Annotated in this window: 24 protein-coding genes; 20 read left to right on the top strand and 4 right to left on the bottom strand. The window is 61.5% G+C overall.

The genetic code is table 11. The features are described 5' to 3' along the window. Window positions 1-2 precede the first annotated feature (2 nt). The 17 genes from ACFRJ9_RS20230 (at window position 3) to ACFRJ9_RS20150 (ending at window position 16304) form a co-directional block, all read left to right on the top strand. Window positions 3-875, top strand: coding sequence for an L-threonylcarbamoyladenylate synthase (locus ACFRJ9_RS20230; RefSeq protein ID WP_377671683.1), 873 nt, complete (start codon window positions 3-5; stop codon window positions 873-875). Beyond that, window positions 872-1657, top strand: a complete 786-nt coding sequence (locus ACFRJ9_RS20225; protein WP_377671680.1) for a WecB/TagA/CpsF family glycosyltransferase — start codon at window positions 872-874, stop codon at window positions 1655-1657. The genes ACFRJ9_RS20230 and ACFRJ9_RS20225 overlap by 4 nt, the downstream gene beginning before the upstream one ends. Continuing rightward, on the top strand, window positions 1658-2614 hold the full coding sequence (locus ACFRJ9_RS20220; RefSeq protein WP_377671677.1) for a glycosyltransferase: 957 nt from the start codon (window positions 1658-1660) through the stop codon (window positions 2612-2614). A 282-nt stretch (window positions 2615-2896) separates the two neighbouring features. Continuing rightward, window positions 2897-4009, top strand: coding sequence for an MraY family glycosyltransferase (locus ACFRJ9_RS20215; RefSeq protein ID WP_377671674.1), 1113 nt, complete (start codon window positions 2897-2899; stop codon window positions 4007-4009). Window positions 4010-4129: 120 nt separating this feature from the next. Continuing rightward, on the top strand, window positions 4130-4621 hold the full coding sequence (locus tag ACFRJ9_RS20210; RefSeq protein ID WP_377671671.1) for a hypothetical protein: 492 nt from the start codon (window positions 4130-4132) through the stop codon (window positions 4619-4621). Further along, entirely contained in the window at window positions 4608-4943 is a 336-nt protein-coding gene (locus tag ACFRJ9_RS20205) for a hypothetical protein (protein WP_377671669.1), read from the top strand. The genes ACFRJ9_RS20210 and ACFRJ9_RS20205 overlap by 14 nt, the downstream gene beginning before the upstream one ends. A gap of 81 nt (window positions 4944-5024) precedes the next feature. After that, window positions 5025-5825: a F0F1 ATP synthase subunit A gene (atpB, locus tag ACFRJ9_RS20200; RefSeq protein WP_377671666.1), complete on the top strand. Its 801-nt coding sequence runs from the start codon at window positions 5025-5027 to the stop codon at window positions 5823-5825. A 78-nt stretch (window positions 5826-5903) separates the two neighbouring features. Beyond that, window positions 5904-6107, top strand: coding sequence for an ATP synthase F0 subunit C (atpE, locus tag ACFRJ9_RS20195; protein ID WP_009356484.1), 204 nt, complete (start codon window positions 5904-5906; stop codon window positions 6105-6107). 56 nt (window positions 6108-6163) lie between these two features. Next, window positions 6164-6718 (top strand): F0F1 ATP synthase subunit B, encoded by a 555-nt coding sequence (locus ACFRJ9_RS20190; RefSeq protein ID WP_377671664.1) that lies wholly within the window; start codon window positions 6164-6166, stop codon window positions 6716-6718. Beyond that, the gene (locus tag ACFRJ9_RS20185) at window positions 6718-7545 is read left to right on the top strand and encodes a F0F1 ATP synthase subunit delta (protein ID WP_377671661.1); all 828 of its coding nucleotides are present in this window, start codon (window positions 6718-6720) and stop codon (window positions 7543-7545) included. Before ACFRJ9_RS20190 ends, ACFRJ9_RS20185 begins: the two co-directional genes overlap by 1 nt. 85 nt (window positions 7546-7630) lie before the next feature. Next, complete coding sequence (gene atpA / locus ACFRJ9_RS20180) at window positions 7631-9268, top strand: F0F1 ATP synthase subunit alpha (RefSeq protein ID WP_377671780.1); 1638 nt, start codon at window positions 7631-7633, stop codon at window positions 9266-9268. Window positions 9269-9344: 76 nt separating this feature from the next. Next, window positions 9345-10235 carry a F0F1 ATP synthase subunit gamma gene (locus ACFRJ9_RS20175; protein ID WP_377671658.1) on the top strand — a complete coding sequence of 297 codons (891 nt, stop codon included), beginning with the start codon at window positions 9345-9347 and terminating at the stop codon, window positions 10233-10235. A gap of 84 nt (window positions 10236-10319) precedes the next feature. Beyond that, the gene (gene atpD / locus ACFRJ9_RS20170) at window positions 10320-11774 is read left to right on the top strand and encodes a F0F1 ATP synthase subunit beta (protein ID WP_377671655.1); all 1455 of its coding nucleotides are present in this window, start codon (window positions 10320-10322) and stop codon (window positions 11772-11774) included. 1 nt (window position 11775) lies between these two features. After that, window positions 11776-12060, top strand: coding sequence for a F0F1 ATP synthase subunit epsilon (locus ACFRJ9_RS20165; protein WP_216923952.1), 285 nt, complete (start codon window positions 11776-11778; stop codon window positions 12058-12060). Between the two features lie 10 nt (window positions 12061-12070). Then, window positions 12071-12502: a DUF2550 domain-containing protein gene (locus tag ACFRJ9_RS20160; protein ID WP_377671652.1), complete on the top strand. Its 432-nt coding sequence runs from the start codon at window positions 12071-12073 to the stop codon at window positions 12500-12502. Between the two features lie 5 nt (window positions 12503-12507). Further along, window positions 12508-13806 carry an alpha/beta hydrolase gene (locus ACFRJ9_RS20155; protein ID WP_377671650.1) on the top strand — a complete coding sequence of 433 codons (1299 nt, stop codon included), beginning with the start codon at window positions 12508-12510 and terminating at the stop codon, window positions 13804-13806. Beyond that, window positions 13788-16304 (top strand): bifunctional lysylphosphatidylglycerol flippase/synthetase MprF, encoded by a 2517-nt coding sequence (locus tag ACFRJ9_RS20150; RefSeq protein WP_377671647.1) that lies wholly within the window; start codon window positions 13788-13790, stop codon window positions 16302-16304. The genes ACFRJ9_RS20155 and ACFRJ9_RS20150 overlap by 19 nt, the downstream gene beginning before the upstream one ends. Window positions 16305-16479: 175 nt before the next feature. Here the strand turns inward: ACFRJ9_RS20150 and ACFRJ9_RS20145 are convergent, their stop codons facing one another. From ACFRJ9_RS20145 to nucS, 3 genes are all read right to left on the bottom strand, one after another. Next, a complete protein-coding gene (locus ACFRJ9_RS20145; RefSeq protein ID WP_018776337.1) occupies window positions 16480-16683 on the bottom strand; it encodes a cold-shock protein in 204 nt (67 codons plus the stop codon). Between the two features lie 276 nt (window positions 16684-16959). Then, window positions 16960-18207 carry an N-acetylglucosamine-6-phosphate deacetylase gene (gene nagA / locus ACFRJ9_RS20140; RefSeq protein ID WP_377671645.1) on the bottom strand — a complete coding sequence of 416 codons (1248 nt, stop codon included), beginning with the start codon at window positions 18205-18207 and terminating at the stop codon, window positions 16960-16962. A gap of 31 nt (window positions 18208-18238) precedes the next feature. Then, window positions 18239-18934: an endonuclease NucS gene (nucS, locus tag ACFRJ9_RS20135; RefSeq protein ID WP_377671642.1), complete on the bottom strand. Its 696-nt coding sequence runs from the start codon at window positions 18932-18934 to the stop codon at window positions 18239-18241. Window positions 18935-18983: 49 nt separating this feature from the next. On the opposite strand from nucS, the gene ACFRJ9_RS20130 reads away from it, so the two are divergent. Both ACFRJ9_RS20130 and ACFRJ9_RS20125 read left to right on the top strand, forming a co-directional pair. After that, window positions 18984-19328 (top strand): ATP/GTP-binding protein, encoded by a 345-nt coding sequence (locus ACFRJ9_RS20130; RefSeq protein WP_377671639.1) that lies wholly within the window; start codon window positions 18984-18986, stop codon window positions 19326-19328. Between the two features lie 19 nt (window positions 19329-19347). Beyond that, the gene (locus tag ACFRJ9_RS20125; RefSeq protein ID WP_377671636.1) at window positions 19348-20142 is read left to right on the top strand and encodes an alpha/beta hydrolase; all 795 of its coding nucleotides are present in this window, start codon (window positions 19348-19350) and stop codon (window positions 20140-20142) included. A 129-nt stretch (window positions 20143-20271) separates the two neighbouring features. On the opposite strand, the gene ACFRJ9_RS20120 is transcribed toward ACFRJ9_RS20125, so the two are convergent. Continuing rightward, window positions 20272-21564, bottom strand: a complete 1293-nt coding sequence (locus tag ACFRJ9_RS20120; RefSeq protein WP_377671778.1) for an AI-2E family transporter — start codon at window positions 21562-21564, stop codon at window positions 20272-20274. A gap of 202 nt (window positions 21565-21766) precedes the next feature. On the opposite strand from ACFRJ9_RS20120, the gene ACFRJ9_RS20115 reads away from it, so the two are divergent. Further along, a complete protein-coding gene (locus tag ACFRJ9_RS20115) occupies window positions 21767-23530 on the top strand; it encodes a hypothetical protein (protein WP_377671634.1) in 1764 nt (587 codons plus the stop codon). Window positions 23531-23533 lie beyond the last annotated feature (3 nt).

Below are 23533 nucleotides of genomic sequence, written 5' to 3'. Positions count from 1 at the left end.
CTGTGACCACAACCTACAACTGCACTTCCGATGACCAGCGGGCCGAAGGACTTCAGCACGCCCAGCGTGCCATCAGCGAGAAGAAGTGCATCGTGATGCCGACGGACACCGTATACGGCATAGCCGCGGATGCCTTTTCTCCCCTGGCCGTGACCATGTTGCTGGCATCCAAGGGCCGCAGCCGGCAGATGCCGCCGCCTGTATTGATTCCACGGATCAACGCTCTTGACGGGCTGGCCACCGACGTACCTGCCGATGCCAGGGCCCTCGCCCAGGCATTTTGGCCGGGAGGTTTGACGCTGATCCTGCACGCCCAGCCTTCCCTGGACTGGGACCTGGGCGAAACGAAGGGCACCGTTGCCCTGCGGATGCCGGATGACCACATTGCGTTGGATCTCCTGGGCATGACCGGCCCCCTGGCCGTTTCATCGGCCAACCGCACGGGTCAGGAAGCAGCACAGACTGCTTCTGAAGCGCGCCTGCAACTTGCCGAATCCGTTGAGGTTTATCTTGAAGGCGGCTTCCGGCCGGTCAAGGGCACCGCCGCCCAGCCTTCCACGATCGTCGACGCAACCTCCACTCCCTTCCGTGTGGTTCGCCAAGGGGCCATCGAACTGGAGCGCCTCCGCGAGATCGTTCCTTCGATGCTCGGCATTGGAGAGACCATCCCAGCGGAAGCGGAGCCGGCCCCGGAAGTGACCCCCGCAGAAGTTGCACCCGCGGACCAAGCGGAGGGTTCCGCCGTCGAGGAGACGGCACAAGAGACCGGCGTGCCCGAGGCCTCCACCGAATCCGCAGCTCCCGACGCGGTTGTTCCCGACGCCCCCAGCGAAGCCGCTGCTTCCGAAGCCCCCAGCGAAGCCAAGACCGAATGATCCCTGAACGCCAGAGCGTCCCCGTCCTTGACGTCGACGCCACTCCGCTGCGCGTCAATGAGCTCGTCGAAGCCATGGGCGGCCTCGTAGCCGCCGGGACCACCGGCACCGTCCTTGGACACAACCTTCACAGCATCACCCTGTTCCATTCGCGTTCCGATGTCCGTTCGCTCTACCAGGAGGCGTCCATCATCCTCCTCGACGGAGCTCCGGTAGCCATGCTGTGGGGACTCGCCCACAAACGGCAGCTCCAGCCGCTGGGCGAAGGAACCATGGCCTACCGCCTGGGCTCCATGGACTGGATACCGGAACTGGGAAGGGTGACGGGATTGGAAAGGGTGGCAGTGATTGGTGCCGGCCGTGAAGCCAACACCAAGGCTGTCGCCCGGCTGCGCTCCATCATTCCTGGAGCAACCGTGGACGGTATGCCGGGCGAAGCGTGGGGCGATGCTTTGGAATCCGCAGTGGTGGACTGGCTGAGTGATTTCCGGCCCCAGTTGGTTCTCCTTGGACTCGGGATGCCGCTTCAGGAAAGTGTCCTGCACCGCAGGCTCGCCGATATGCCACCTGCGCTGTACTGCGCGGTGGGCGGTGCCATTGAACAACTTGCCGGAGTGCAGAAAGTTGCACCGAGATGGCTCGGACGGCTGGGCCTTGAATGGGCTTGGCGACTGATCCTCCACCCGGGCCGCGTTGCCTACAGGGTTTTCGTAGAACCATGGAAGCTCGCCGGGCTGCTGATCCGGCTCCGTCTCCAACCGACCAAGACCAAAGGCAAGTAAATGACGTCCCAACCCGTTGTGGTCGCAGTTGTGGTGACCTATAACCGGCGCGAGCTCCTCCAAACCACCCTGGCAGGCATCGCGTCCGGCTCCCAGGTGCCGGACGCCGTCGTCGTGGTGGACAATGCCTCGACGGACGGTACCGCGGAATTCCTGCGTACCTACCAAGGACCAACCACCACTGACGTCGTCACCCTGAACGCGAACGTGGGCGGCGCAGGGGGATTCGTCGTCGGCATGGAACGGGCTGTCCTGGACCACGGCGCCGATCACGTGTGGATCATGGATGACGACACCGAACCACAGCAGAACGCGCTCCGCGAAGCGTTGGACGCTTCGGAGGCCTACACGATGGAAACAGGGGAGGCCCCGGCGTTCATCGCAAGCCGTGTCGTGTGGACGGACGGCCGCGACCATCCAATGAACCGCATGAGGCCCAGAATGCGCGCCAGTGAATCGGCGCGCAGTGTTGCCTCGCGCGTCGGCGCCGTGCAGATCCGCAGTGCGTCCTTCGTTTCGGTGCTCATCCGCGCAGAAGAAATCCGTCGCCATGGCCTGCCCATCGCCGACTACTTCATCTGGAACGACGACCTTGAGTACACTGCCAGGATCTCGCGCCGCGGAACGGCCCTTGCCACCAACGCTTCGGTAGCAAACCACCACACCAAAGTGTTTGGCGATGCAGGCGCCGACCCAGGGCCGCGCTTCTACTACGAAGTCCGGAACAAGCTGTGGGTCTATACGCGCTCGAACGCCCTCGCCCCGTGGGAGAAAGTTCTCTTCACCGGCGCATCAGTGCGAAACTGGACCCGCACCATCGCCTCCTCAACCAACAGGAAGGTGCTGTTGTCCGGGCTCTTCAAAGGCCTGCGCCACAGCTTCAGGGCACCACGCAGCAATGTGCAGGTGCTTGAAGGCATCTACGCACTGCGTAATGTCCAGGAGCCGGTCAAGTAGCAGCAGCGCAGCTTGGCCACAGCCGAACAGGCTGGAGCGTTGCGGCTGCGTCACGGAGTGGTCACGGCCGTTGGCATTAGTATCGTGACTAGAGTCCACAGAAATCCCGCAACATTCGGCACAGCCGGTGCAGGCATGGCGACGGAGTAGTTCCATTTATCGACAGACAGAATTCCACACCTTGAGCTGCCCACAAACCAATGGCATGCAAGCGGCGCACCGGCTGCGTTCGCAGGCCCAGGCTTCTAACCCATTCGGCGGTCTGCTTCCCGGAGCCGCGTCATGACAATGTATCTGCTGATGGCCCTCACGGCAGCCGTGGTGGCCTACGCGGGAACGTGGGGTGCCCGCGTCGTCGGAAACAAGCTGCGGCTGTACCGTCCCATCCGGAGCCGTGACATGCACTCGGCACTGATTTCCAAGCTCGGCGGGCTGGGCATTTTTGCCGGTTTCTTCGTGGCCCTTGTGGTGGCAAGCAATTCCTTCTTCGTGAAGGACATCTTCAGGCATAACGACGCACCGTGGGGAATCCTGGCCGGTGCCGTGGTGATCGTCGCCGTGGGAGTCGCTGACGACATCCTGGATATCCGCTGGTGGATCAAGCTGTTGGGGCAGGCCGCGGCCGCCTTCATCGTGGCCATCTGGGGAGTCCGGATGACCGTGGTGCCGTTCATTCCGGAGCCGATCTTCATCGACTCCGAGATCGTCCAGATCGTCCTGACAGCCGGACTGATCGTCACCACAATGAACGCAGTCAACTTCATTGACGGCCTCGACGGTTTGGCGGCAGGCGTGGCCATCATCGGCGGAGGTGCCTTCTTCCTCACTGCCTATTGGGTTCACCGCAACAACCCCTCCACCGACAACTCGGACCTCGCCACCCTCCTGATGGCGATACTGGTTGGCAGCTGCATCGGATTCCTGCCACACAACTGGTTCCCCGCAAAAATCTTCATGGGTGACTCGGGCGCGATGCTCATCGGGCTGCTCATGGCTTCCGCCGGCGTGGTGGCCACAGGGCAAATCAGTTCCGGGCTCTACGACCGCGCAAACGGTATTCCCACGGTTGTCCCGATTCTGTTGCCCTTCGCCGTACTGTCCCTCCCTTTGCTGGACTTTGGCATGGCGGTGATCCGGCGGACCGCGCGGGGACAGTCGCCCTGGTCGGCGGACCGGGGGCACCTCCACCACAAGCTGGTGGACCTTGGGTACTCGCACCGCACCGCCGTCGTCATGCTCTACGTTTGGACCTGCATCCTGGCCTTCGGCGGCGTCGCCTTCGCGGTCTTCCCATGGCAAATCGTGCTCACAGTAATCGTGGCAGCAGCTATCGTCATGGCAGCGGTGACGGCATGGCCGTACTTCACCCGGAATGCGACGCGTCCGGGGGAGTAACTGATGACGCCCGGTTATCGTCACAGTTCTATCTCATGTAGAATTCTTACTGCGGACAGTCACTCGCCCGTAACCCCACTTTGAGAATATGGCACCTGTGCCACGAGGATTGGTATCCCCATGACATCCAACGCCGATTCCGGACGTCCGTCCGGCAAGCGTGCTGTTGGAGTTTCGGGAGAGACATCTTCCTTGTGGCTCCGATTGCTCTTCTTGAGCTCCGCCGCTGCGTTGGCTGGTCTTGCCATCACGGGCGTCGTTGCAGCCTTCATGAACGGCGGCCTGGGTGCGCTCTCGGCAGTTTTCGGTGGAGCACTCGTCATGCTGTTCTTCGCGATCAGCCTTTTGATAGGCCACTTTGTCGGCCGCAACAATCCCTCCGGCGCAATCGGGCTTTTCGTGGCCACGTACTTCGTCAAGGTCGTGGGCTTCGCAGTAATCCTGTTCGTCATCGGTACCCCCGAATGGCTTAACGGACGCTGGTTCCTGATCGGCGCAGTAGTTGCGGTAGTGCTCTGGCAGGCCGCGGAAATCTACGGTTTCAGCAAGGCGCGCCTGCAGATCTACAACGACCCTTCGGATGAGTTGGGCGGCCCTGATGTCTCTGCGTAAGCGAAATTCCCACCAGTCCCGGACCGCTTCACAAGGTCATGGCGCCGACGATTCCGCTGACGCCGGAAGTGACGGCGGATACAACGCCGGCATCGCCGTCTTCAGCTACATCGTTGGCGGGATCATTGTCTGGAGTTTGATAGGCTGGGGTCTGGATAATCTGTGGGGGACCCGCTGGATTGTGCTCCTCGGCGCTCTGCTGGGAGCCACAGGGGGGTTCTATCTTTCCCATATGCACGGCCTCACCAGGCAAAGCTCCTCTTCTGGCGAGAGCAACGCAGACAGCGGTCCGTCCAAGGACGGGGACAGTAATGCCAAATAATTTCACATGGAATACGGATGCGTCCAACGTGTCCACATTCCGCCCAATGCCCAATGATGGACACAGCAGAGAGGAAACGCGTTGATCGCGCTTGCGCTCCCCGCCCAGGATTCGGGGTCCTTCACCCCACCCGGAATCGACGAAATGCACCTGCCGGCAATCCTGCCTTGGGGTGCGCACGACGGATTCTCCAAGCAGATGCTGCTGGTAATCCTTTCGGTCGTCATTATCGCTATATTCTTCATCCTCGCAGCACGTAAGCAGCAGCTGGTTCCCGGCAAGCTGCAGTTCGCAGGCGAGATGGCCTACGGCTTCGTCCGGAACAGCATCGCCAAGGACATCATCGGCGGCAAGGACTTCATCAAGTACGTCCCGCTGCTGTTCAGTTTGTTCTTCTTCATTCTCGTGAACAACATCTACGGTGCAATTCCGGTCATTCAGCTCCCGAGCTTCTCGCACGTTGGCGGCGCTTATGTACTGGCCGGCATCGTGTACTTCACCTGGATTGCCATCGGCATCAAGAAGAACGGCCTGAAGTACTTCAAGCTTGCAACCGTTCCCTCGGGCGTGCCGTGGTACATCCTCCCGATCGTTGTACCGATCGAAATCATTTCCAACTTCCTGGTCCGCCCGGTGACGCACAGCCTCCGTCTGTTCGCAACCATGCTGGCCGGTCACTTGATCGTGATGCTCGCCGGTTCCGGCATCGAGTACTTGGTCATGCAGGAGAACGTCCTCTTGAAGGGCACCTCGGTCCTCGTTCTTGTAGGCGCAATCGCCATGTACATGCTCGAGGCCCTGATCATGGCACTGCAGGCTTACGTGTTCACCTTGCTGACCGCGATCTACATCGAAGGCGCCCTGCACGCCGACAGCCACTAGGCTCCCAAAACTTCCCCTTGAGGGGATTGAAGTAAACCAAACAACCTGCCACATGGGTGGCATCTTGAAAGGAAAAAAATGGAAGGCAATCTCAACCTCGTAGGTTACGGTCTGTCCGCAATCGGCGGTGGTATCGGTGTGGGTCTCGTATTCGCGGCTTACATCAACGGTGTTGCTCGTCAGCCGGAAGCTCAGCGCGTGCTGCAGCCGATCGCATTCCTTGGTCTGGCACTGACCGAAGCTCTCGCCATCCTCGGCCTCGTCTTCGCTTTCGTTCTTTAGTCTTCGGCTTCAGAACAAAGCGAATTCCGCAACCGAGTAGATAGGACGGGTGAAATATGAATCAGCTGATCATCTCAGCCGCCACTGAAGGCGAAGGCGCCAACCCTCTCGTTCCCAATGTTTGGGAAATGGGCGTCGTCCTCGTCGGCTTTGCTGTCCTCCTGTACATCGTGGTCAAGTTCATTGTCCCGATGTTCGAGAAGACCTTCGCAGAGCGCGCCGAAGCGATTGAAGGTGGCATCGCAAAGGCAGAACAGGCCCAGGCTGAAGCTTCTGCAGCTCTCGAAGAGTACAAGCAGCAGCTCACCGATGCCCGTGCCGAAGCCAACCGTATCCGTGAGGAAGCACGCGCCGAAGGCGCTCAGATCCTCGCCGATCTGAAGGCCAAAGCCGCTGCCGAGTCTGCACGTATCACCGAGCAGGCACACGCTGCCATTGAGTCCGAGCGCCAGGCAGCTGTTGTCTCGCTCCGCTCCGAGGTAGGCACCTTGGCCACTACGCTGGCTGGCCGCATTGTTGGTGAAGCACTCACTGACGACGAGCGTTCCGCACGTGTTGTGGACCGCTTCCTGGCAGATCTGGAGACCCAGAACGCAGGTGCAGCTAAGTAATGGCAGGTATATCGAGCGAATCGCTGACCACAGCGCTGGCGCAGTTGGAAGCCAAGCTTCCCTTTGCCTCGCTGCAGTTGGCTAAGGACCTCTTCGGAATCCTGGGAACGGTGGACAGCTCGGCTGGCTTGCGCCGCGCCCTGACTGACCCGTCCCGTAGCGGAGACGAGAAGTCGGCGCTGGTCAAGCAGCTGGTTGGCGGAAAAGTCTCCGCTGATGCTGCTGAAATTGCAGGCGGATTGGCCAGCTCGCGCTGGGCATCGGCACGCGATATCGGCGATGCACTCGAGACGCTTGCCGCCACGGTCGTCATTGCCGTAGCTGAAAACAAGTCGGCCGTTTCTGCCTCCGGTATCACGGGGCTGGAAGAGCTGGAAAACGATCTGTTTGCCTTCAACCAGACCGTCGCTTCCAGCCACGAAGTACAACGTGCTTTGTCTGAGCCGCAGGCATCCGGTGCGGCCAAGGTTGCCCTGGTGGAGAAGCTTGTTGCTGGCAGCAGCGAGGAAGCAAAGGTTCTCATCGGCCAGGCAGTCACACAGCCGCGCGGTGTCAAACCGAGCAAGCTCGTCGATTCCTTCGCCAAGCTTGCAGCCAAGCGCCAGCAGCGCTGGATTGCAACTGTCAGCGTTACCCGTCCGTTGACGGAAACGCAGGCCAGCCGTCTGCAGGCCGGGCTGGATGCCCTGTACGGCCGCGAACTGAAGGTCAACGTCAATGTTGACCCCGCACTGATCGGTGGAATTCGGGTCCAGGTTGGCGACGAAGTGCTTGACGCTTCGGTCATCGCCCGCCTGACCGACCTCCGCCGTCAGCTCGCTGGCTAGCGAAGACAAAGCACAACTTAACTGATATAAAACCCGGTCATCGTGAGCAACGATGATCACGAAAACAGGAGAGCAGGGACTGCAGATGGCCGAATTGACCATCAACGCCGACGACGTCCGTAATGCGTTGAACGAGTTCGCGGCGTCCTACGAACCCGGTAACGCAGAGCGCGTAGAGGTTGGTCGTGTGACCACCGCAAGTGACGGCATCGCCCGTGTTGAGGGTCTTCCCTCGGTCATGGCGAACGAGCTGCTTCGCTTCGAAGATGGCACGCTGGGCCTCGCCCAGAACCTTGACGTCCGCGAGATCGGTGTCATTATCCTCGGTGACTTCACCGGTATCGAAGAAGGCCAGGAAGTTCACCGCACCGGTGAAATCCTGTCCGTTCCGGTCGGCGACGCCTTCCTGGGTCGCGTCGTTGACCCGTTGGGCCAGCCGATCGATGACCTTGGCGAGATCAAGGCCGAAGGCACCCGTGCACTGGAACTCCAGGCTCCGGGCGTCACCGAGCGCAAGTCGGTTCACGAACCGATGCAGACCGGTCTCAAGGCCATCGACGCCATGATCCCGATCGGCCGTGGCCAGCGTCAGCTGATCATTGGTGACCGCCAGACCGGCAAGACCGCAATTGCTGTGGACACCATCATCAACCAGAAGGCCAACTGGGCTTCGGGCGATGTGACCAAGCAGGTTCGTTGCGTTTACGTTGGTGTTGGCCAGAAGGCTTCCACCATCGCGGCAGTCCGCCAGACCCTCGAGGACCACGGCGCGCTGGAGTACACCACAATCGTGGCCTCCCCGGCATCCGACCCCGCAGGCTTCAAGTACTTGGCACCGTACGCAGGCTCGGCCATTGGCCAGCACTGGATGTACGGCGGCAAGCACGTCCTGGTGATCTTCGATGACCTGTCCAAGCAGGCCGAAGCCTACCGCGCCGTATCCCTGCTGCTGCGTCGTCCGCCGGGACGCGAAGCTTACCCGGGTGACGTCTTCTACTTGCACTCCCGTCTGCTGGAGCGTTGTGCAAAGCTCTCTGACGAGCTCGGCGCTGGCTCGATGACCGGCCTGCCGATTGTCGAGACCAAGGCAAACGACGTGTCCGCCTACATCCCGACCAACGTGATCTCCATCACCGATGGCCAGATCTTCCTGCAGTCGGATCTCTTCAACGCCAACCAGCGTCCTGCTGTTGACGTTGGTGTGTCTGTGTCCCGCGTTGGTGGTGCAGCCCAGGTCAAGTCCATGAAGAAGGTCTCCGGTACCTTGAAGCTGGACCTGGCCCAGTACCGCGACATGCAGGCATTCGCCATGTTCGCCTCGGACTTGGATGCGGCTTCCCGCCAGCAGCTGACCCGTGGTGCACGCCTGATGGAACTGCTCAAGCAGGGCCAGTACTCGCCGTTCCCGGTCGAGGACCAGGTTGTTTCCATCTGGGCCGGCACCAACGGTTACCTGGACGACGTTCCGGTTGAAGACATCAACCGCTTCGAGTCCGAGTTCCTGGAGCACCTCAAGCACAAGTCCTCCATCCTCACCACGCTGGCTCAGACCAACGTCCTGGATGACGACACTGCTGCCGCGCTGAAGGAATCGATCGTTGCCTTCAAGAAGGGCTTCTTCGGCGAAGGCGACAACCACTTGGTTGGCGCTGGACACGAGGAGCACGCAGCGATTTCCGGCGGCGACGTCGACCAGGAAAAGATCGTCAAGCAGAAGCGCTAGTTTCGATCATCTGTTCTGCCGGGGTCCGCGAGGGCCCCGGCAGGGCAGTACATCGAGAACTTAGGAAAGGATAAGTATGGGAGCCCAGATTCGGGTCTACCGTCAGAAGATCAGCTCGACGACGTCGATGCGCAAGATCTTCAAGGCGATGGAACTGATCGCTACCTCGCGCATCGGTAAGGCCCGCGCCCGCGTAGCAGCTTCACTGCCTTACGCGAACGCGATTACCCGCGCCGTTTCTGCTGTCGCAACTCAGAGCGAAATCGATCACCCGCTGACCACCGAGCCGGAGCAGATCCGCCGCGCCGCAGTCCTGGTTATCACCTCGGACCGTGGCCTTGCAGGATCCTACTCTGCGAGCGTGCTCAAGCAGGCAGAAGGTCTCACCGAGCTTCTTCACGCAGAAGGCAAGGAAGTCAAGGCGTACCTGGTTGGCCGCAAGGCACAGGCGTACTTCGATTTCCGCAACCGTTCCTACGCCCGCGTATGGACCGGCGGCACGGATGCACCGGAATTCGAAACTGCGCAGGAAGTCGGCGCTGCACTTCTCGAAGACTTCGCCCTGGACTATGAAGAGGGTGGCGTGGACGAGATCCATGTCGTCTACACCCGTTTCAAGTCCATGGTGACCCAGGAGCCGACGGTTATCCGTCTTCTCCCGCTGGAGGTCGTCGAAGAGGAAGCAACCTCGGAATCCGAGCTGCTGCCGTTGTACGAATTTGAACCGGAAACCGAGCAGGTCCTTGACGCCCTGCTGCCGCGTTACATCGAGTCCCGCATCTTCGCAGCAATGCTGCAGGCCGCTGCTTCCGAGCTCGCAGCCCGCCAGCGTGCCATGAAGTCGGCCGGTGACAACGCCACGGATCTGATCAAGAAGTACACGCGCCTTCGCAACACGGCCCGCCAGGCCGAGATTACGCAGGAACTTTCCGAAATCGTGGCCGGCGCAGACGCCCTCGCGTCTTAGCCTGTAACGGATTCGGCTCGAAGCCGCACCTGCACCAAACAGATAAACTTAACCCCACGCCATCTACTGAGTGAAGTGAGAGAGATGACTGCCACTGCTACCGAACACGTAGCCGCAACGGCCGGTGCAACCGGCCGCATTGCCCGTGTTATTGGTCCGGTTGTCGACGTCGAATTCCCGGCTGACGCAATCCCCTCGATTTACAACGCTCTGACCACTGAGATCACTCTCAACGGCCAGACGAAGACCATCACGTTCGAGACCTCCCAGCACCTGGGCGACAACCTCGTTCGCGCCATCTCCCTGCAGGCTACCGACGGCTTGGTCCGCGGTACCACCGTGCAGGACTCCGGTGCCCCGATCTCCGTGCCTGTTGGCGACGGCGTCAAGGGCCACATCTTCAACGTCCTGGGCAAGCCCTTGGATGTCGCTGAGTCGGAGATCAAGGCTGACGCCTACTGGCCGATCCACCGCAAGGCTCCGGCCTTCGCCTCCCTCGAGGGCTCCACGGAGATGCTCGAGACCGGCATCAAGGTCATCGACCTTCTCACCCCGTACATCAAGGGTGGAAAGATCGGCCTGTTCGGCGGCGCCGGCGTTGGCAAGACCGTTCTGATCCAGGAAATGATCACCCGTGTTGCCCGCAACTTCGGTGGTACTTCCGTCTTCGCCGGTGTTGGCGAGCGTACCCGTGAAGGTAACGACCTCTGGGTTGAAATGGAAGAGGCCGGAGTTCTCAAGGACACCGCCCTTGTATTCGGCCAGATGGATGAGCCGCCGGGAACGCGTCTGCGCGTGGCCCTGTCCGCTCTGACCATGGCGGAGTACTTCCGGGATGTCCAGAACCAGGACGTGTTGCTCTTCATCGACAACATCTTCCGCTTCACGCAGGCAGGTTCGGAAGTTTCCACGCTGCTCGGCCGTATGCCGTCCGCTGTGGGCTACCAGCCGAACCTTGCTGACGAGATGGGTCTGCTCCAGGAGCGCATCACCTCCACGAAGGGTCACTCCATCACGTCGATGCAGGCCATCTACGTGCCGGCTGATGACTACACCGACCCGGCTCCGGCCACGACCTTCGCACACCTCGACGCGACCACGGAACTTTCCCGTGAAATCGCATCCCGTGGTCTGTACCCGGCCGTTGACCCGCTGACGTCCACCTCCCGTATTCTGGATCCCCAGTACATCGGCAAGGATCACTACAACACGGCTGTCCGTGTCAAGCAGATCCTGCAGAAGAACAAGGAACTCCAGGACATCATCGCCATCCTGGGTGTCGACGAACTGTCTGAAGAAGACAAGATCGTCGTATCCCGTGCACGTCGTATCCAGCAGTTCCTTTCCCAGAACACTTACACCGCCAAGCAGTTCACCGGCGTTGAAGGCTCCACCGTGTCCATCAAGGACACCGTTGAAGGCTTCACCGCTATCTGCGACGGCGAGCTGGACCACATTGCAGAGCAGGCGTTCTTCAACGTCGGTGGCCTGGATGACGTCGAGCGTCAGTGGGCAAAGATCCAGGAACAGACCAAGTAGTATGGCTGAGCTCGAGGTTGAGATTGTCGCAGCGGACCACTTTGTGTGGTCCGGCGCGGCCAAGATGGTCAAGGCCCGCACCAGCGATGGTGAAATCGGAATCCTGCCGGGCCACTCGCCCCTCCTGGCCATCCTGGCCGAGGGCGAGCTGGCAATCCAGCCGGTTTCCGGTGACCGTATTGCGGTAGTGGTTGACGGCGGGTTCTTCTCCGTGGACAACGATCGTGTGGTCATTGTTGCTGACAACGCCCAACTGGGCGAAGCGGCTACAGCGGGGATCCGATAGCAATACCTTGATGGACGATTCCCTTATTCCGTTCATCGCCTTGGCGACGGCGTTTACGTTGCTGATTTTTACACTGTGCCTTTTCGGGGTGCGCCGCTTCAATTTGCGGCGCGCCCTGGGCACGGTCGACGCCTCCATTTGCACGGCTGGAAACAGCTGGCAGATGGGGGTTTGTCGTTATCAGGACAGTGAACTTGAGTGGTTCCGTTTGATGTCCCTGAGCGTCATACCAAAGCACAGATTCACCCGCAGTTCCTTGGAATTGCTGGGCCGGCGCCAGCCAACTGAAGACGAACTCGTCAGGGTTCAGCCCGGCGTCGTGGTCGTTGAACTTCAGTACGAGGGCAAGAAGTTCATGCTGGCCATGAATTTTGATGCTTATGCAGGTCTTTCATCGTGGCTGGAGGCCGGGCCGGTCATCGGCGTCGGTACCTGGCGTTAGGCGCCATGGACTTTCTTTTGGACGTCAGCCTTGTAGATGGGCCTTTCCTCTGGTTCAGCATCGCCTGTGGTGCGGTGGGGGGCGCCTACTTGTTGTGGCGACGAGAACGAACGTGGCCTGTGGTTGTTGCCGCCTCCCTGCTCGTGGCGGTCGGTGTGGTGGCCCTTGTCCACTGGATCCTGATCGATCTCATGGCGACGTTCTCGGAGAACCTGCCCTTTGAAACGCTGGCGTGGTCGGTCCCTGCGGTTGCGGCGATTCTGCTGTGCCTGTCGAGGTTTCGGCGCAATTCCGCCAAGGGACGCCTTCTCAGTGTTGTGGCGATGCTGGGCGTTCTGCTGTTGAGCGTGGTGCAGGTTAACCTTTACTTCGGTTTGAACAACACAGTGGCTGACTTGCTGGGTACTGCGGTTGCCCGCATCCAGCCCTTGGAAGCGGGACTGAAACGCGTTCCGGACAGTAAGCCCGGCCCTTCACCTGCCGCCTGGAAAGCGCCCGCATCCATGCCCGGCGGTGGCGTTCTCCGGAAAGCCGACATCCCCGGCACTGTCTCAGGTTTTGCGGCACGGGAAGCCTACATCTACTTTCCACCTGCGTACCAGACTGTGCCCCGCCCGAGCCTGCCGGTGCTCGTTCTCTTTTCCGGCCAGCCTGGTGGGCCCGCGGATTGGCTGACCGGTGGTCAATTGAGGTCGCAGCTGGACAGGTTCGCTGAAGCCCATTCCGGAATCGCCCCGGTCACCATTGTTGTGGACCCGAATGGCTCCGGCAGCGCCAACACCATGTGCATGGACAGCCGGATTGCGCAGGCGGATACGTATCTTTCCCAGGATGTCCCAACGTGGATCACTTCTACGTTGGATGTGTCCACTGACCATCAGCAGTGGGCGGTGGGCGGATTCTCCTTCGGTGGTACGTGCGCCATGCAAATGGGAACTGCGCACCCCGAGGTCTTCCCGTCCATTCTTGCGTTCTCCGCCGAGCGGGAGCCGGCCCTTGCCAAGGATCGCAACAAGACCGTACAGGACTCGTTCGACGGCGATGTGGAGGCTTTTGAGTCCAGGACCCCACTGGTCCTGATGCAGCAGCGCAACTATGCGGGTAACGGGGTGTTCCTGGCAGCGGGTGCCACCGACCAGGAATTTACCGACTACATGCATGAACTTGCCGAAGCTGCCCGCAAAGCTGGCTTCACCACGGAAGAACACTCTGTACAGCACGCCGGACATTCCTGGGACGCCGTGGTCAGGGCAATGCCCGGGGCGCTGAACTTTCTGTCTGCCCGGTGGGGGATACCGCAGTGAGCCTGGGCCTGAAAGGAATGGTCCTGCCAGCTCTGGGGCAGGCGGGCAAGCATTTGCGTGCCACGCCCTTTACCCTGTTGGTCCTGTCTGCTTTCGTGCTGATGTCGGTCCTGTCGGGCAGTTTCCTGACTGGACCGCCGCAGCCGTGGCTGCCCGTCGCCGGTGTGACTTTGGAAGGGTTGCGGTCGGGGGAATGGTGGTCCATCTGGACCTCGCTGTTCTTTACCACCAATCCGCTGGCATACGTGACCGCTGTCTTGATGATCCTCTTCCTTCTGGGCCTGGCAGAGAGGCGCTTCGGGTTCCTGCGAACCATGGGGGTGTTCCTGGCAAGCCAGTTTGCCTGCGTTTCCGGATTCCTCCTGGTCACCCAGGTAGCCCGCTACGCAGACGACGGTTGGCTGTCACGAATGGCCGATACCAGGCTCATCGGGCCATACGGAGCAATCCTGGCTACCGCTTTGGCTGCCAGCGCCCTGCTTCCGACATTGTGGCAAAGACGGCTGCGTACGGTGGTTCTCTCTCTTTCGCTGCTTTTGGTGTTGTACGTCGGTCATGCGGAGACAGTAGTGGGGCTCCTTGGTGCCCTGATTGGCTTGGCCGCAGGGTGGTGGACCCAGAGCAGCCAAGGTCATCTCCACCTGCATCGGTCCACTGGCAGGGAAGTCCGGAATCTTTTGTCGCTGACGATGGCGATCTTCGCAGTGGGCCCGATCGTGACTGCGGCCGCGAAGAGCCCGTCGGGACCGTTGGCTTTGCTACGGGATGTCATTCTGAATCCGATGCCTACGCTGGGCCAGCTGGAAAGCAACTGCGGCGGCACCATCGACGTCGCGTGCCTGGAGATCGGGCGACAAGGCTATACGGGCCCCTTCGGCTTGGCCCTGGCCATTGTTCCCGTGGTCTTGCTCCTCATCTGCGCGGATGGAATGCGGCGTGGCCGGCGCTTGGCCCTTGGCATTGCCATAGGGGTGCAGTTGGTGGTGGTAGCGCTTTCTGCTGTCTACCTGAGTTTGTTCGCGGGAATGCCCAGGCCACCGGGTCGACCACAGGTGGGCATGTTGAACACTGCGGTGGTGCACCTCATCCCACTGGTCTTGGTTCCCCTGATCCTGGCATTGCTGCTCTTCTTGTACCGCGGGCATTTCCGCGTGGAATCGTCGTCCCGTTTGCGCCGCAGGGTGTTCTGGTTGGTCGGCCTGACAGGGGTGGCCCTCAGCCTCGCATACACGCTGGTGTGGTTGGCTTCCGGCGGGATGACCCGCGACGGCGGCCTGTTGGGTCTGGCGGCTGAACTCGCAAGGCAGTACCTCCCGGTGCCGCTGCCCGGCGCGTATAGGAAGGTCTTCGCCGAACGGGACGCGGTGGAAGTCTTTCTTTTCTCCTACTCAGGCACAATCTTCTGGCTCGTGGCATTGGTAGGCGTGTGGGTGCTGCTCATTCGCGGGCACCACAGCGGAGGCCTGGATCAGCAGGGCAGGGAACGAGCCAGGACCTTGGTGAAGGCCGGTGGGGATTCGCTGTCCTGGATGGCTCTCTGGGAACCCAACAAGTACTGGTTCAACCCGGACGGCACCGGGGGAGTGGCCTATCAACAGCACGGCAACGTGGCACTGACCATGGCAGGCCCGTTTGGTTCCGGCGAGCATCACGTCACAACGGCCAGCGGTTTCCTTGAGTACTGCTCAGGCCGGGCCTTGGTACCGTGCCTGTATTCCTGTACTGATGAGCTGTGGCCCATGCTCCAGACCCGCGGATTCCGCCGGGTGGCGGTTGCACAGGAAACACGGCTCCGGATCAGGGGCTTGGAGTTCCGAGGCAAGGAGTGGCAGAACGTCAGGACGTCCCTCAACAGGGCCGCAAAGATGGGCATCACAGCTGTGTGGGGCCGTTATGCGGAACTGCCGCACGGACTGCGTGCCCGGATTGGCGAGGTTTCAGAGGAGTGGGCGGCGCAGAAGCGCGTCCCGGAGATGGGCTTCACGCTGGGTGGCCTGGACGAGCTCGAGGACAAGGACGTCCTTTGTTGTGTCGCAGTGGATGAAGCTGGGCTTGTGTACGGCGTGACGAGTTGGCTGCCCGTCTACGATGACGGAACGGTGGTCAGCTGGACGTTGGACTTCATGCGGCGCCGTGGCGATGCCTTCCCGGGCGTCATGGAATTCCTGATCGCCTCAGCCGTTCTGCATCTTCGGGAAACCGTTGAGGTGATCTCCCTGTCCGGCTCTCCCTTGGCCCGCGAGAAGGGTGAGATCGAACAACAGGCCAAAGGCCTCGCCGGAATACTGGATGTTGTAGGGCAAGCGCTGGAACCTGTTTATGGATTCAGGTCCCTCGCTTCCTTTAAGTCTAGATTCCAGCCGGAGTACCGGACTCTGTACATGTATTACCAAGACCCGCTGCACCTTCCCGCAATGGGGCGTGCACTCAGTAGGGCCTACCTTCCGGGATTGTCTGTTCGACATTCCGCACGGATGCTCCGAACCTTGGTTGGTTGAATTGTCAACGCCTTTTCCCGGGCGTGGTTTCGCATTTCTTCACCGTTAGTAACAGTCCTTGTTGAAATATCAGACATTTGCTTTCAATAGTTCCGTTAAACACGTCGACCCCGGCTGGAAAGCCGGGGTCAACATGTTTGTTGAATCTGCAACAAACAGATTTCAACGGGTCAGACTAGACGACGGTAACGCCGGTTGCCTGGGGGCCCTTGGCACCCTGACCGATCTCGAACTGAACGCGCTGGTTCTCATCGAGGGTCTTGAAGCCACCGGTCTGGATTTCGGAGTAGTGAACGAAAACGTCGCCATCCGAGTCATCCGGGGTAATGAAGCCGAAGCCCTTTTCAGCGTTGAACCACTTGACGGTTCCCAGTGCCATGTATATCTCCTCATTATGGAACATCAGTCCGATACACCTCGTACCGGCATTGTTACTCCGCGAGAAGACCTGGATTCAGTGCAGGCGGGGCCTGTCTGGTTTCGCAGGAGCTTCACGCTCGCAACTCGTCTTGCGAGCATGAAAAACCACCTACACAAAGACTGCTACAACACTTTCATGTGCTCTGCCGGAGGTCAACGGTCTTTTGGGTAATTCGGGAAAATTTTCGGTAAAAAGAAGGTAACAGGATGCGTTGCAATTCACGCGGCGGCATTGCTAGGACAGCCACTGTCCGTTGCGCATGACGCCAGTGAGTTGCAGATCTTCGTTAGTGACAACGATGTCAGCACGGAGACCGCGGCGCAGCCCGCCTATTTCATCCGAAAGGCCCAGGACTGCCGCTGGCACCGCCGTCGCGGAACAAATGGCATCGGGGAGTGCGACGCCGGCCGCTACAGTCTTGCGGACGACGTCCAGCAGGGTTGCCGTGCCACCTGCGATGGATCCGGTGGCATCCAAGGTGGCTACGCCGTCGCTGACAGTCACGGGGGAGGGGCCCAGCATGTAGCTTCCATCCGACAGACCGGCAGCGGCCATGGAGTCTGTCACGAGAACGATGTTGTTGGCTCCCACCAACTGGAACACGGTGGCCACGGTACTCGGATCCAGGTGGGTCCCGTCCGCGATGAGTTCCACCACGGCCTTTCCTTCCTGCGCCATCCGAAGACACGCCGCGACCGGACCCGGCGCGCGGTGATGCATGGGTGGCATCCCGTTGAAAAGGTGCGTCACGGTGGGGAGCGAGCTGACGCCGTCGAACCCAGCTGACTCCAGTCCCTCGCGGGCCGCAGCCAAAGACGCCGTTGCAGTGGCGTCGTCGCAGTCGGTGTGGCCCAGCGAGGGTGTCACTCCGTGGGAGGTCATCAGGTCCACCAGGGCGGCTGCCCCGGGCAATTCGGGCGCGTAGGTCATGGTGGCGAGCTTGCCTGCCGCGGCGCCGACGAGCTCGTCCATGAGGTCGAGGTCGGGTTCGAGCAAGTAGGCCGGGTTCTGGGCGCCGCAGCGGGCGTGGGAGAGGAAGGGCCCCTCAAGGTGGATGCCGGCCACCAGGCCTTCATCGACGAGCTTTACGTAGAGTTCGATTCCGCGGAAGAGGTCCTCGCGCGGAGCAGTGACCATGCTGGCCAGGAACGTGGTGGTGCCGGAGCGGTGCAGGAACTCGATGGCCTTGCGCGCCGAGGCCTCTTCGCCGCCAGGGAAGTCGCCACCGTTGCCGCCGTGGCAGTGGACATCCACCAGGCCGGGGATGAGGTAGCTGCCGCTGGGGACTCCCAGGCGAATGGCGCTCTGGAAACCCTCGAATGACTCCGGATCAAAGGCATCCGCCGGTCCTGCGTAGGCGATACGGTCGCCTTCGATGGCCACCAGGCCGTCTTCCACCACCTCACCGTCGCTGACCAGCGTTCCTTTGATGATTTGGTGGCTAGGCGCGGAAGAGGAGGTCAAGCGGTCTGCGGCAGTCATGTTCCGATTCTAGTGGGCTGCGGCACACCCGTCAGAAGAGCCGCGACTCGCTGTCATCCACGCCGCGCATGGCGTCATAATCCAGCGTGACGCAGTCGATCCCGCGATCGTTGGCCAGGACCTTGGCTTGGGGCTTGATCTGTTGCGCGGCGAAGATGCCGCGGACCGGAGCCAGCAGGGGATCCCGGTTGAGAAGTTCAAGGTACCTGGTGAGCTGTTCGACGCCGTCGATGTCGCCGCGGCGTTTGAGCTCGATGGCGACCGTGGCGCCCTTGGCATCGCGGGCAAGGATGTCCACGGGGCCGATTGCGGTGAAATATTCGCGGCGTATGAGCGAGTATCCGGATCCCAGAAGCTCGATTTGCTCGGCCAACAGCCTTTGGAGATCTGCTTCGACGCCGTCTTTGATCAGACCGGGGTCGGTTCCGAGCTCATGGGAGGTGTCATGGAGTTGCTCATAGATGTTGATGATGAGTCGGTCGTCGGTTTTGGCGGACTGGACGGTCCACTGCTCCACTACTCCCTCTTCCACCTCGGTTTCCTCCGGCGTGGTGACCCGGAGCGTCGCAGGAGGGCTCATCCAGTTCAGAGGCTTGTAGGAGCCCCCGTCCGAGTGGACCAGCACCGAGCCGTCGGCCTTGACCAGCAGGAGCCGGGTGGCGAGGGGGAGATGGGCCTTGAGGCGGCCAACGTAATCAACAGAACAACGGGCTATGACGAGTCGCACCCGCTCCACATTACCGCTTCGGGCGGGGGTGCTGGGGCAGAATGGAGGCATGCCCCGTTCCAACCGCCCTCGTCGCAATGCGTCCGGCACACGCTCCGGCACTGCTGGCGGCAAATGGGCCGAACCGACTCCAGAGCTCGACCTTGAACGGGCGCGGGGCGGAATCGCCCGGCGTGAAAGTGCGCCGGACGGCGACTGGATGGTCCGGACCATGACGGCCAAGAAAGCTGAAAAGCAATACATCTGCCCAGGCTGTTCCACCGCCATCCTTCCGGGCATAGCGCACTTGGTGGTGTGGAAGGACAGCCACCTGTTCGGCCAGGCCGCAGGGCTCGCGGAGCGCAGGCACTGGCACACCAACTGCTGGACGTCCCGAACGTACCGGTACCGCTGATTCGCTTAGGCTTGGATGCATGACTTTCGACCCCGCCACGTTCGCTTTCACTGCGCAGGACGCTCCTTCTGAGATCCGTGCTTCAACGGTCCTTCCCGCGAAACGCGAGAATGTGCAGTTCACCACGGAAGACGGCAAGGTGCTGCTGGGTGAGCTCGCATTGCCGGCGGCAGGAGAAATCACCGCCACGCTGATCACGCTCCACCCGCTCCCAACGCATGGGGGTTTCATGGATTCCCATGTCTACCGCAAAGCCTCTTACAGGCTTCCGGCACTGGCGGGAGTCGCCGTGCTGAGGTTCAACACACGGGGCACTTCGTCACCGAGGGGCACGAGCGATGGCCAGTTCGAAGAAGGCATCGGTGAGCGTTACGACGTCGAGGCCGCGGTGCGGTTCGCGGTGGAACGCGGCTTACCGAACCGATGGTTGGTTGGGTGGTCCTTCGGCACCGAACTTGCACTGATGTACGGGGCGGTGGAACCTGTGGCGGCGCAGATCGAAGGTGCGGTCCTGCTGTCACCCCCATTGCACCGTGCCACGGACGTCCATCTCAAGGAATGGACCGCTTCCGGCAAGCCGCTGACCGTCCTCGTTCCGGAACATGACGACTACCTGCAGCCGGCCGAAGCCGCCGAGCGGTTCAGCCTGGTTCCGCAGGCCCGGCTGGTGGGCGTCGATGGCGCAAAGCACCTCTGGGTGGGCGAAAAATATGCGGCGCGGGTACTGAATGAGATCGTCGACGACGTAACTCCCGCAGGTGCGGGCGTTGACGGCCTGCCCCGCGAGTGGGCGGGGCCGGTTGCAAGTGCCTAGCCCCGGTTGCAAGTGCCTAGCCCCGGTTGCAAGTGCCTAGCCCGGTAGTAAGCGCCTGGCCCGGTTGTTTAAGATAATGCCCCTCAACAACGCTGTTGAGGGGCATTATCTGTACCAAGTGTCGGGACCTTAGTGCCTGTCCTGCCGCATGATGAACACTTCCTTGATCAGCAGCATGATGGCCGCTGCCGTGGGGATGGCGATCAGAGCGCCAAGAACGCCGAGCAGGCTGCCGCCGGCAATGACCGAGATGACCGCTACGGCGCCAGGAACCGCCACCGCACGCTGCATGATGCGCGGGGAGATGAAGTACGCCTCGAACTGCAAGTAGGCGAAGTAGGCAACTGCGTAGGCCACGGCGGTCTGCCACCCGGCGGTGAGTGCCACGAGAATGACCACTACGGCAGCGATCATGCCGCCTACCAGCGGAATGAACGCCAGCAGGGCAACGACGAATGCGAGCAGCACGCTGAACGGAATGCCAAGGATCGACATCAGGATGAAAGCGAAGATCGCGTTCAGGATGGCGACGCAGGCCTGCCCGATCACGTAGTTGCCCACGGAGTCCGTGATGGCCTCGGAGAGTGCCTCTACCCTGGGGCGGCGTGACCGCGGGGCCAGGCGGTAGGCCCACCGCTTCATGGACGGCAGTGCGGCCAGGAAGTAAAGGCTCAGCACCAGGACGATCAGTGAGCCGAACAGGCCATTGGCCACAGTGGAACCGAAACCGACCACTCCGCCGAAGATGCCACCCATGGCCTCGGGATCCTTGACGAATTTGTCCAGTTCGGTGGTGATGCGGTCGCGCACGCCGAACTGGCTGTCTGCGTTGCGGAAGAAATCGGAGTCGAGGAAGCCGCGGATCCAGTCCGGGGCCTGGCGCACGATTTCGGATACTTGTTCAACGATGGTGGGAATCAGCGTCGCGAAGAATCCGGCCACGGCCAGCACAAGGGCTGAAACGGAGATCAGGATGCCTGCGACGCGGGGGACTTTGCGGGACTCGAGCCACCGGACCACGGGGTCAAGCCCCAAAGCGATAAAGAGCGCGGCGACGATCCACAGGATCAGCTGTGTGGTGTTGCTGGCGATGTAGAACACCGCGAGGGCCACACCGACGCCTGCAGTGCCCATAAACCCGACATATAGGGGATGCTGGGAGGACATTCTGGGTCCCGGGGCGCCGAAGCCGTGATCGTCCTCGGGTGAAGCAGAGTCAGGGACGGTGACGCTTTCGTCTTCGGGGGGCATCTCGAACCGGACGCGGGTGCGGGCGCCGGGGATAGGCTGACGCAGCCGGCGGCCGATAGCGGCAAGGCGACCAGTGCGGACCGGAACCGTCGCGGAGGTCCCGTCCAGAGGGGCTTCGACTGCACCTGACCCGGGCTCATCGGTGGGACGTTGCTCCAAGTGGTCTTTCACGCGGTTTTGCTGCCTTTTCATTGGTGTTGCTTGGTCAATACGGGCACTTTAGGGCCCGGATATCATGATCATCGCCACACTATCAGGAGCGCCGAATGGCGCCGGAGCGGCGCCACGGAGGGCTTTCCGGGGCATTCGGGGAGATACCCCGATCTGACTCTCTGATAACAAAACGGTTACCCTTGAAGTTCAACGACCGCTGATGATAGGTGTTCCTGTGCGTTTGAAGACTGCAGCCTTGCTGGTGCTGCTTGGCCTGCTGACGATGCTGGCCGGCATTGGCCAGCTGACCTTCTGGGCTCCCGCCGAGACCGTGACAGCCTCGGCTCCCGGCGACACTAAAGCTGCCCCGCTGACCGTGATCGACCAGAAGTTGATCGCGCTCCACGACGGCCCGGTGAAGATCAAGATCCAAGGTGAAGGCAACTTCATTGTGGCTACTGGCCGCCCGGATGATGTCGAGGCCTGGGTTGGCAAGACTGCCCACAATACTCTGACGGGTGTCTCCACGGACCAAAAGTCCCTAGAGGTAACGTCCGCCGATGGTGAGGCCACAGCGCCGTCCCCGGCTGGTTCTGACCTGTGGGTGAGCACTGAGAACGCCAGCGGCGAGCTGGACTACACCTGGAATCCTCCGGCTGACGGTGAGTGGTCCCTGCTGGTAGCCGGCGACGGTACCCAGCCTGCGCCGTCGTCGATCTCCATGACATTCCCGAACAACGCCACCACCCCTTGGGCCGTGCCGCTGATTGTCCTTGGCATCATCATCATCCTTGCCGGTGCCGCACTGCCGTTCGTGGCCAAGGCCCTCAGCAACCGTCGCAAGGACGGCGACGACGACGCACCCCATAGCGGCGTTGAAACCACCACGCTGCCTGAGCAGGCGCCTGCGGGCGAGGCTGGCCGTCGTCGTGGTTCCGACAATGCCGGCCCGTCCCTTCGGGTGACTGCTGTCGCTGCCGCACTGGCAGCGGTGATGGTGGGCGGAACCGCTGTGGCGGCCCAGGCCACCACCACCCCCGGGGCCACCTCCGGCACTGCGAGCCCGTCCGCTTCCGCTGCGGAAGGCGAAGCCGGAGTCCCGGTCATGCTCGAATCCCAGCTGCAGCGCATCCTGGAACAGGTGGCCAGTACTGTGGATGCCGCCGACGCCGCCAAGGACGCTGCCAAACTTGCCCCCCGCGTGGACAAGATGGAACTCCAGATCCGGACTCAGAACTACAAGATCCGGTCCACCGTTTCCGCCTACGAACCGCGTATGCCGGTTCGGGCCACGAAGCTTCAGAGCAGCGTCATCAGCACCAAGCGCGACTGGCCCCGCACGGTCTTTGCCCTGACGCAGGGTGAAGGCAACGTCGTTCCCCAGGTCCTGACGCTCGTACAGCTTTCGCCCCGCGAAAACTACAAGCTCTGGGGTAGCGCACCGCTCCAGCCCGGCACCAACTTCCCGTCATTCCCGGTTCCGCGTGACGGGACCGAAGCCGTGCCCGCAAGTGACAATACAGGCCTGGCATACAGCGGCAACGAGGCTCTGGGCATCCTGGCCGAAATGCTGACGAACCCGGAGTCTCCCAACCGGAGCAAGCTCGCTGACGGGCAGTCGTCGCCGTACATCGCCGGTGCCCTCGCGTACCAGGCGGACACGGTGAAGAACGGCACCAGCGCCAACTTCAAGTTCACCCACACTCCGGTCACCAACCAGACTGTGGTGCTTCGCACCGCCGACGGTGGTGCCCTGGTGGTCGGACGGCTGGACTTTGCCTTCGAAGGAACGCCCAAGGCCGCAGGCGACAAGCTCTTGCTGGAAGACGACTCCGCCGTGTTTGCCGGCGGCAAGGAAACCACAACGGGCATGGTCCTGAACTTCGCCGAATCCGTTGCCGTCTACATCCCTCCGGCAGGATCAACCGACCCCATGAAGCTCGTGGCAGCCACCCGCGGCCTGGTCGGAGCCAGCTTCAAGTAGGGC

It is taken from the genome of Paenarthrobacter sp. NPDC056912 (assembly GCF_042786555.1).
GTDB lineage: Bacteria > Actinomycetota > Actinomycetes > Actinomycetales > Micrococcaceae > Arthrobacter.
The sequence above is the reverse complement of the archived record's forward strand: the minus strand, read 5'-3'. Positions and strand labels throughout refer to the sequence as shown.

Bases quoted from the DNA above. Each gene is read 5' to 3' on its own strand.
- ACFRJ9_RS20225 (WP_377671680.1), top strand. From the start codon at position 872: ATGATCCCTGAACGCCAGAGCGTCCCCGTCCTTGACGTCGACGCCACT.
- ACFRJ9_RS20220 (WP_377671677.1), top strand. From the start codon at position 1,658: ATGACGTCCCAACCCGTTGTGGTCGCAGTTGTGGTGACCTATAACCGG.
- ACFRJ9_RS20215 (WP_377671674.1), top strand. From the start codon at position 2,897: ATGACAATGTATCTGCTGATGGCCCTCACGGCAGCCGTGGTGGCCTAC.
- ACFRJ9_RS20210 (WP_377671671.1), top strand. From the start codon at position 4,130: ATGACATCCAACGCCGATTCCGGACGTCCGTCCGGCAAGCGTGCTGTT.
- ACFRJ9_RS20205 (WP_377671669.1), top strand. From the start codon at position 4,608: ATGTCTCTGCGTAAGCGAAATTCCCACCAGTCCCGGACCGCTTCACAA.
- atpE (WP_009356484.1), top strand. From the start codon at position 5,904: ATGGAAGGCAATCTCAACCTCGTAGGTTACGGTCTGTCCGCAATCGGC.
- ACFRJ9_RS20190 (WP_377671664.1), top strand. From the start codon at position 6,164: ATGAATCAGCTGATCATCTCAGCCGCCACTGAAGGCGAAGGCGCCAAC.
- ACFRJ9_RS20185 (WP_377671661.1), top strand. From the start codon at position 6,718: ATGGCAGGTATATCGAGCGAATCGCTGACCACAGCGCTGGCGCAGTTG.
- atpA (WP_377671780.1), top strand. From the start codon at position 7,631: ATGGCCGAATTGACCATCAACGCCGACGACGTCCGTAATGCGTTGAAC.
- ACFRJ9_RS20175 (WP_377671658.1), top strand. From the start codon at position 9,345: ATGGGAGCCCAGATTCGGGTCTACCGTCAGAAGATCAGCTCGACGACG.
- atpD (WP_377671655.1), top strand. From the start codon at position 10,320: ATGACTGCCACTGCTACCGAACACGTAGCCGCAACGGCCGGTGCAACC.
- ACFRJ9_RS20165 (WP_216923952.1), top strand. From the start codon at position 11,776: ATGGCTGAGCTCGAGGTTGAGATTGTCGCAGCGGACCACTTTGTGTGG.
- ACFRJ9_RS20160 (WP_377671652.1), top strand. From the start codon at position 12,071: ATGGACGATTCCCTTATTCCGTTCATCGCCTTGGCGACGGCGTTTACG.
- ACFRJ9_RS20155 (WP_377671650.1), top strand. From the start codon at position 12,508: ATGGACTTTCTTTTGGACGTCAGCCTTGTAGATGGGCCTTTCCTCTGG.
- ACFRJ9_RS20145 (WP_018776337.1), bottom strand. From the start codon at position 16,683: ATGGCACTGGGAACCGTCAAGTGGTTCAACGCTGAAAAGGGCTTCGGC.
- nagA (WP_377671645.1), bottom strand. From the start codon at position 18,207: ATGACTGCCGCAGACCGCTTGACCTCCTCTTCCGCGCCTAGCCACCAA.
- ACFRJ9_RS20130 (WP_377671639.1), top strand. From the start codon at position 18,984: ATGCCCCGTTCCAACCGCCCTCGTCGCAATGCGTCCGGCACACGCTCC.
- ACFRJ9_RS20125 (WP_377671636.1), top strand. From the start codon at position 19,348: ATGACTTTCGACCCCGCCACGTTCGCTTTCACTGCGCAGGACGCTCCT.
- ACFRJ9_RS20115 (WP_377671634.1), top strand. From the start codon at position 21,767: ATGATAGGTGTTCCTGTGCGTTTGAAGACTGCAGCCTTGCTGGTGCTG.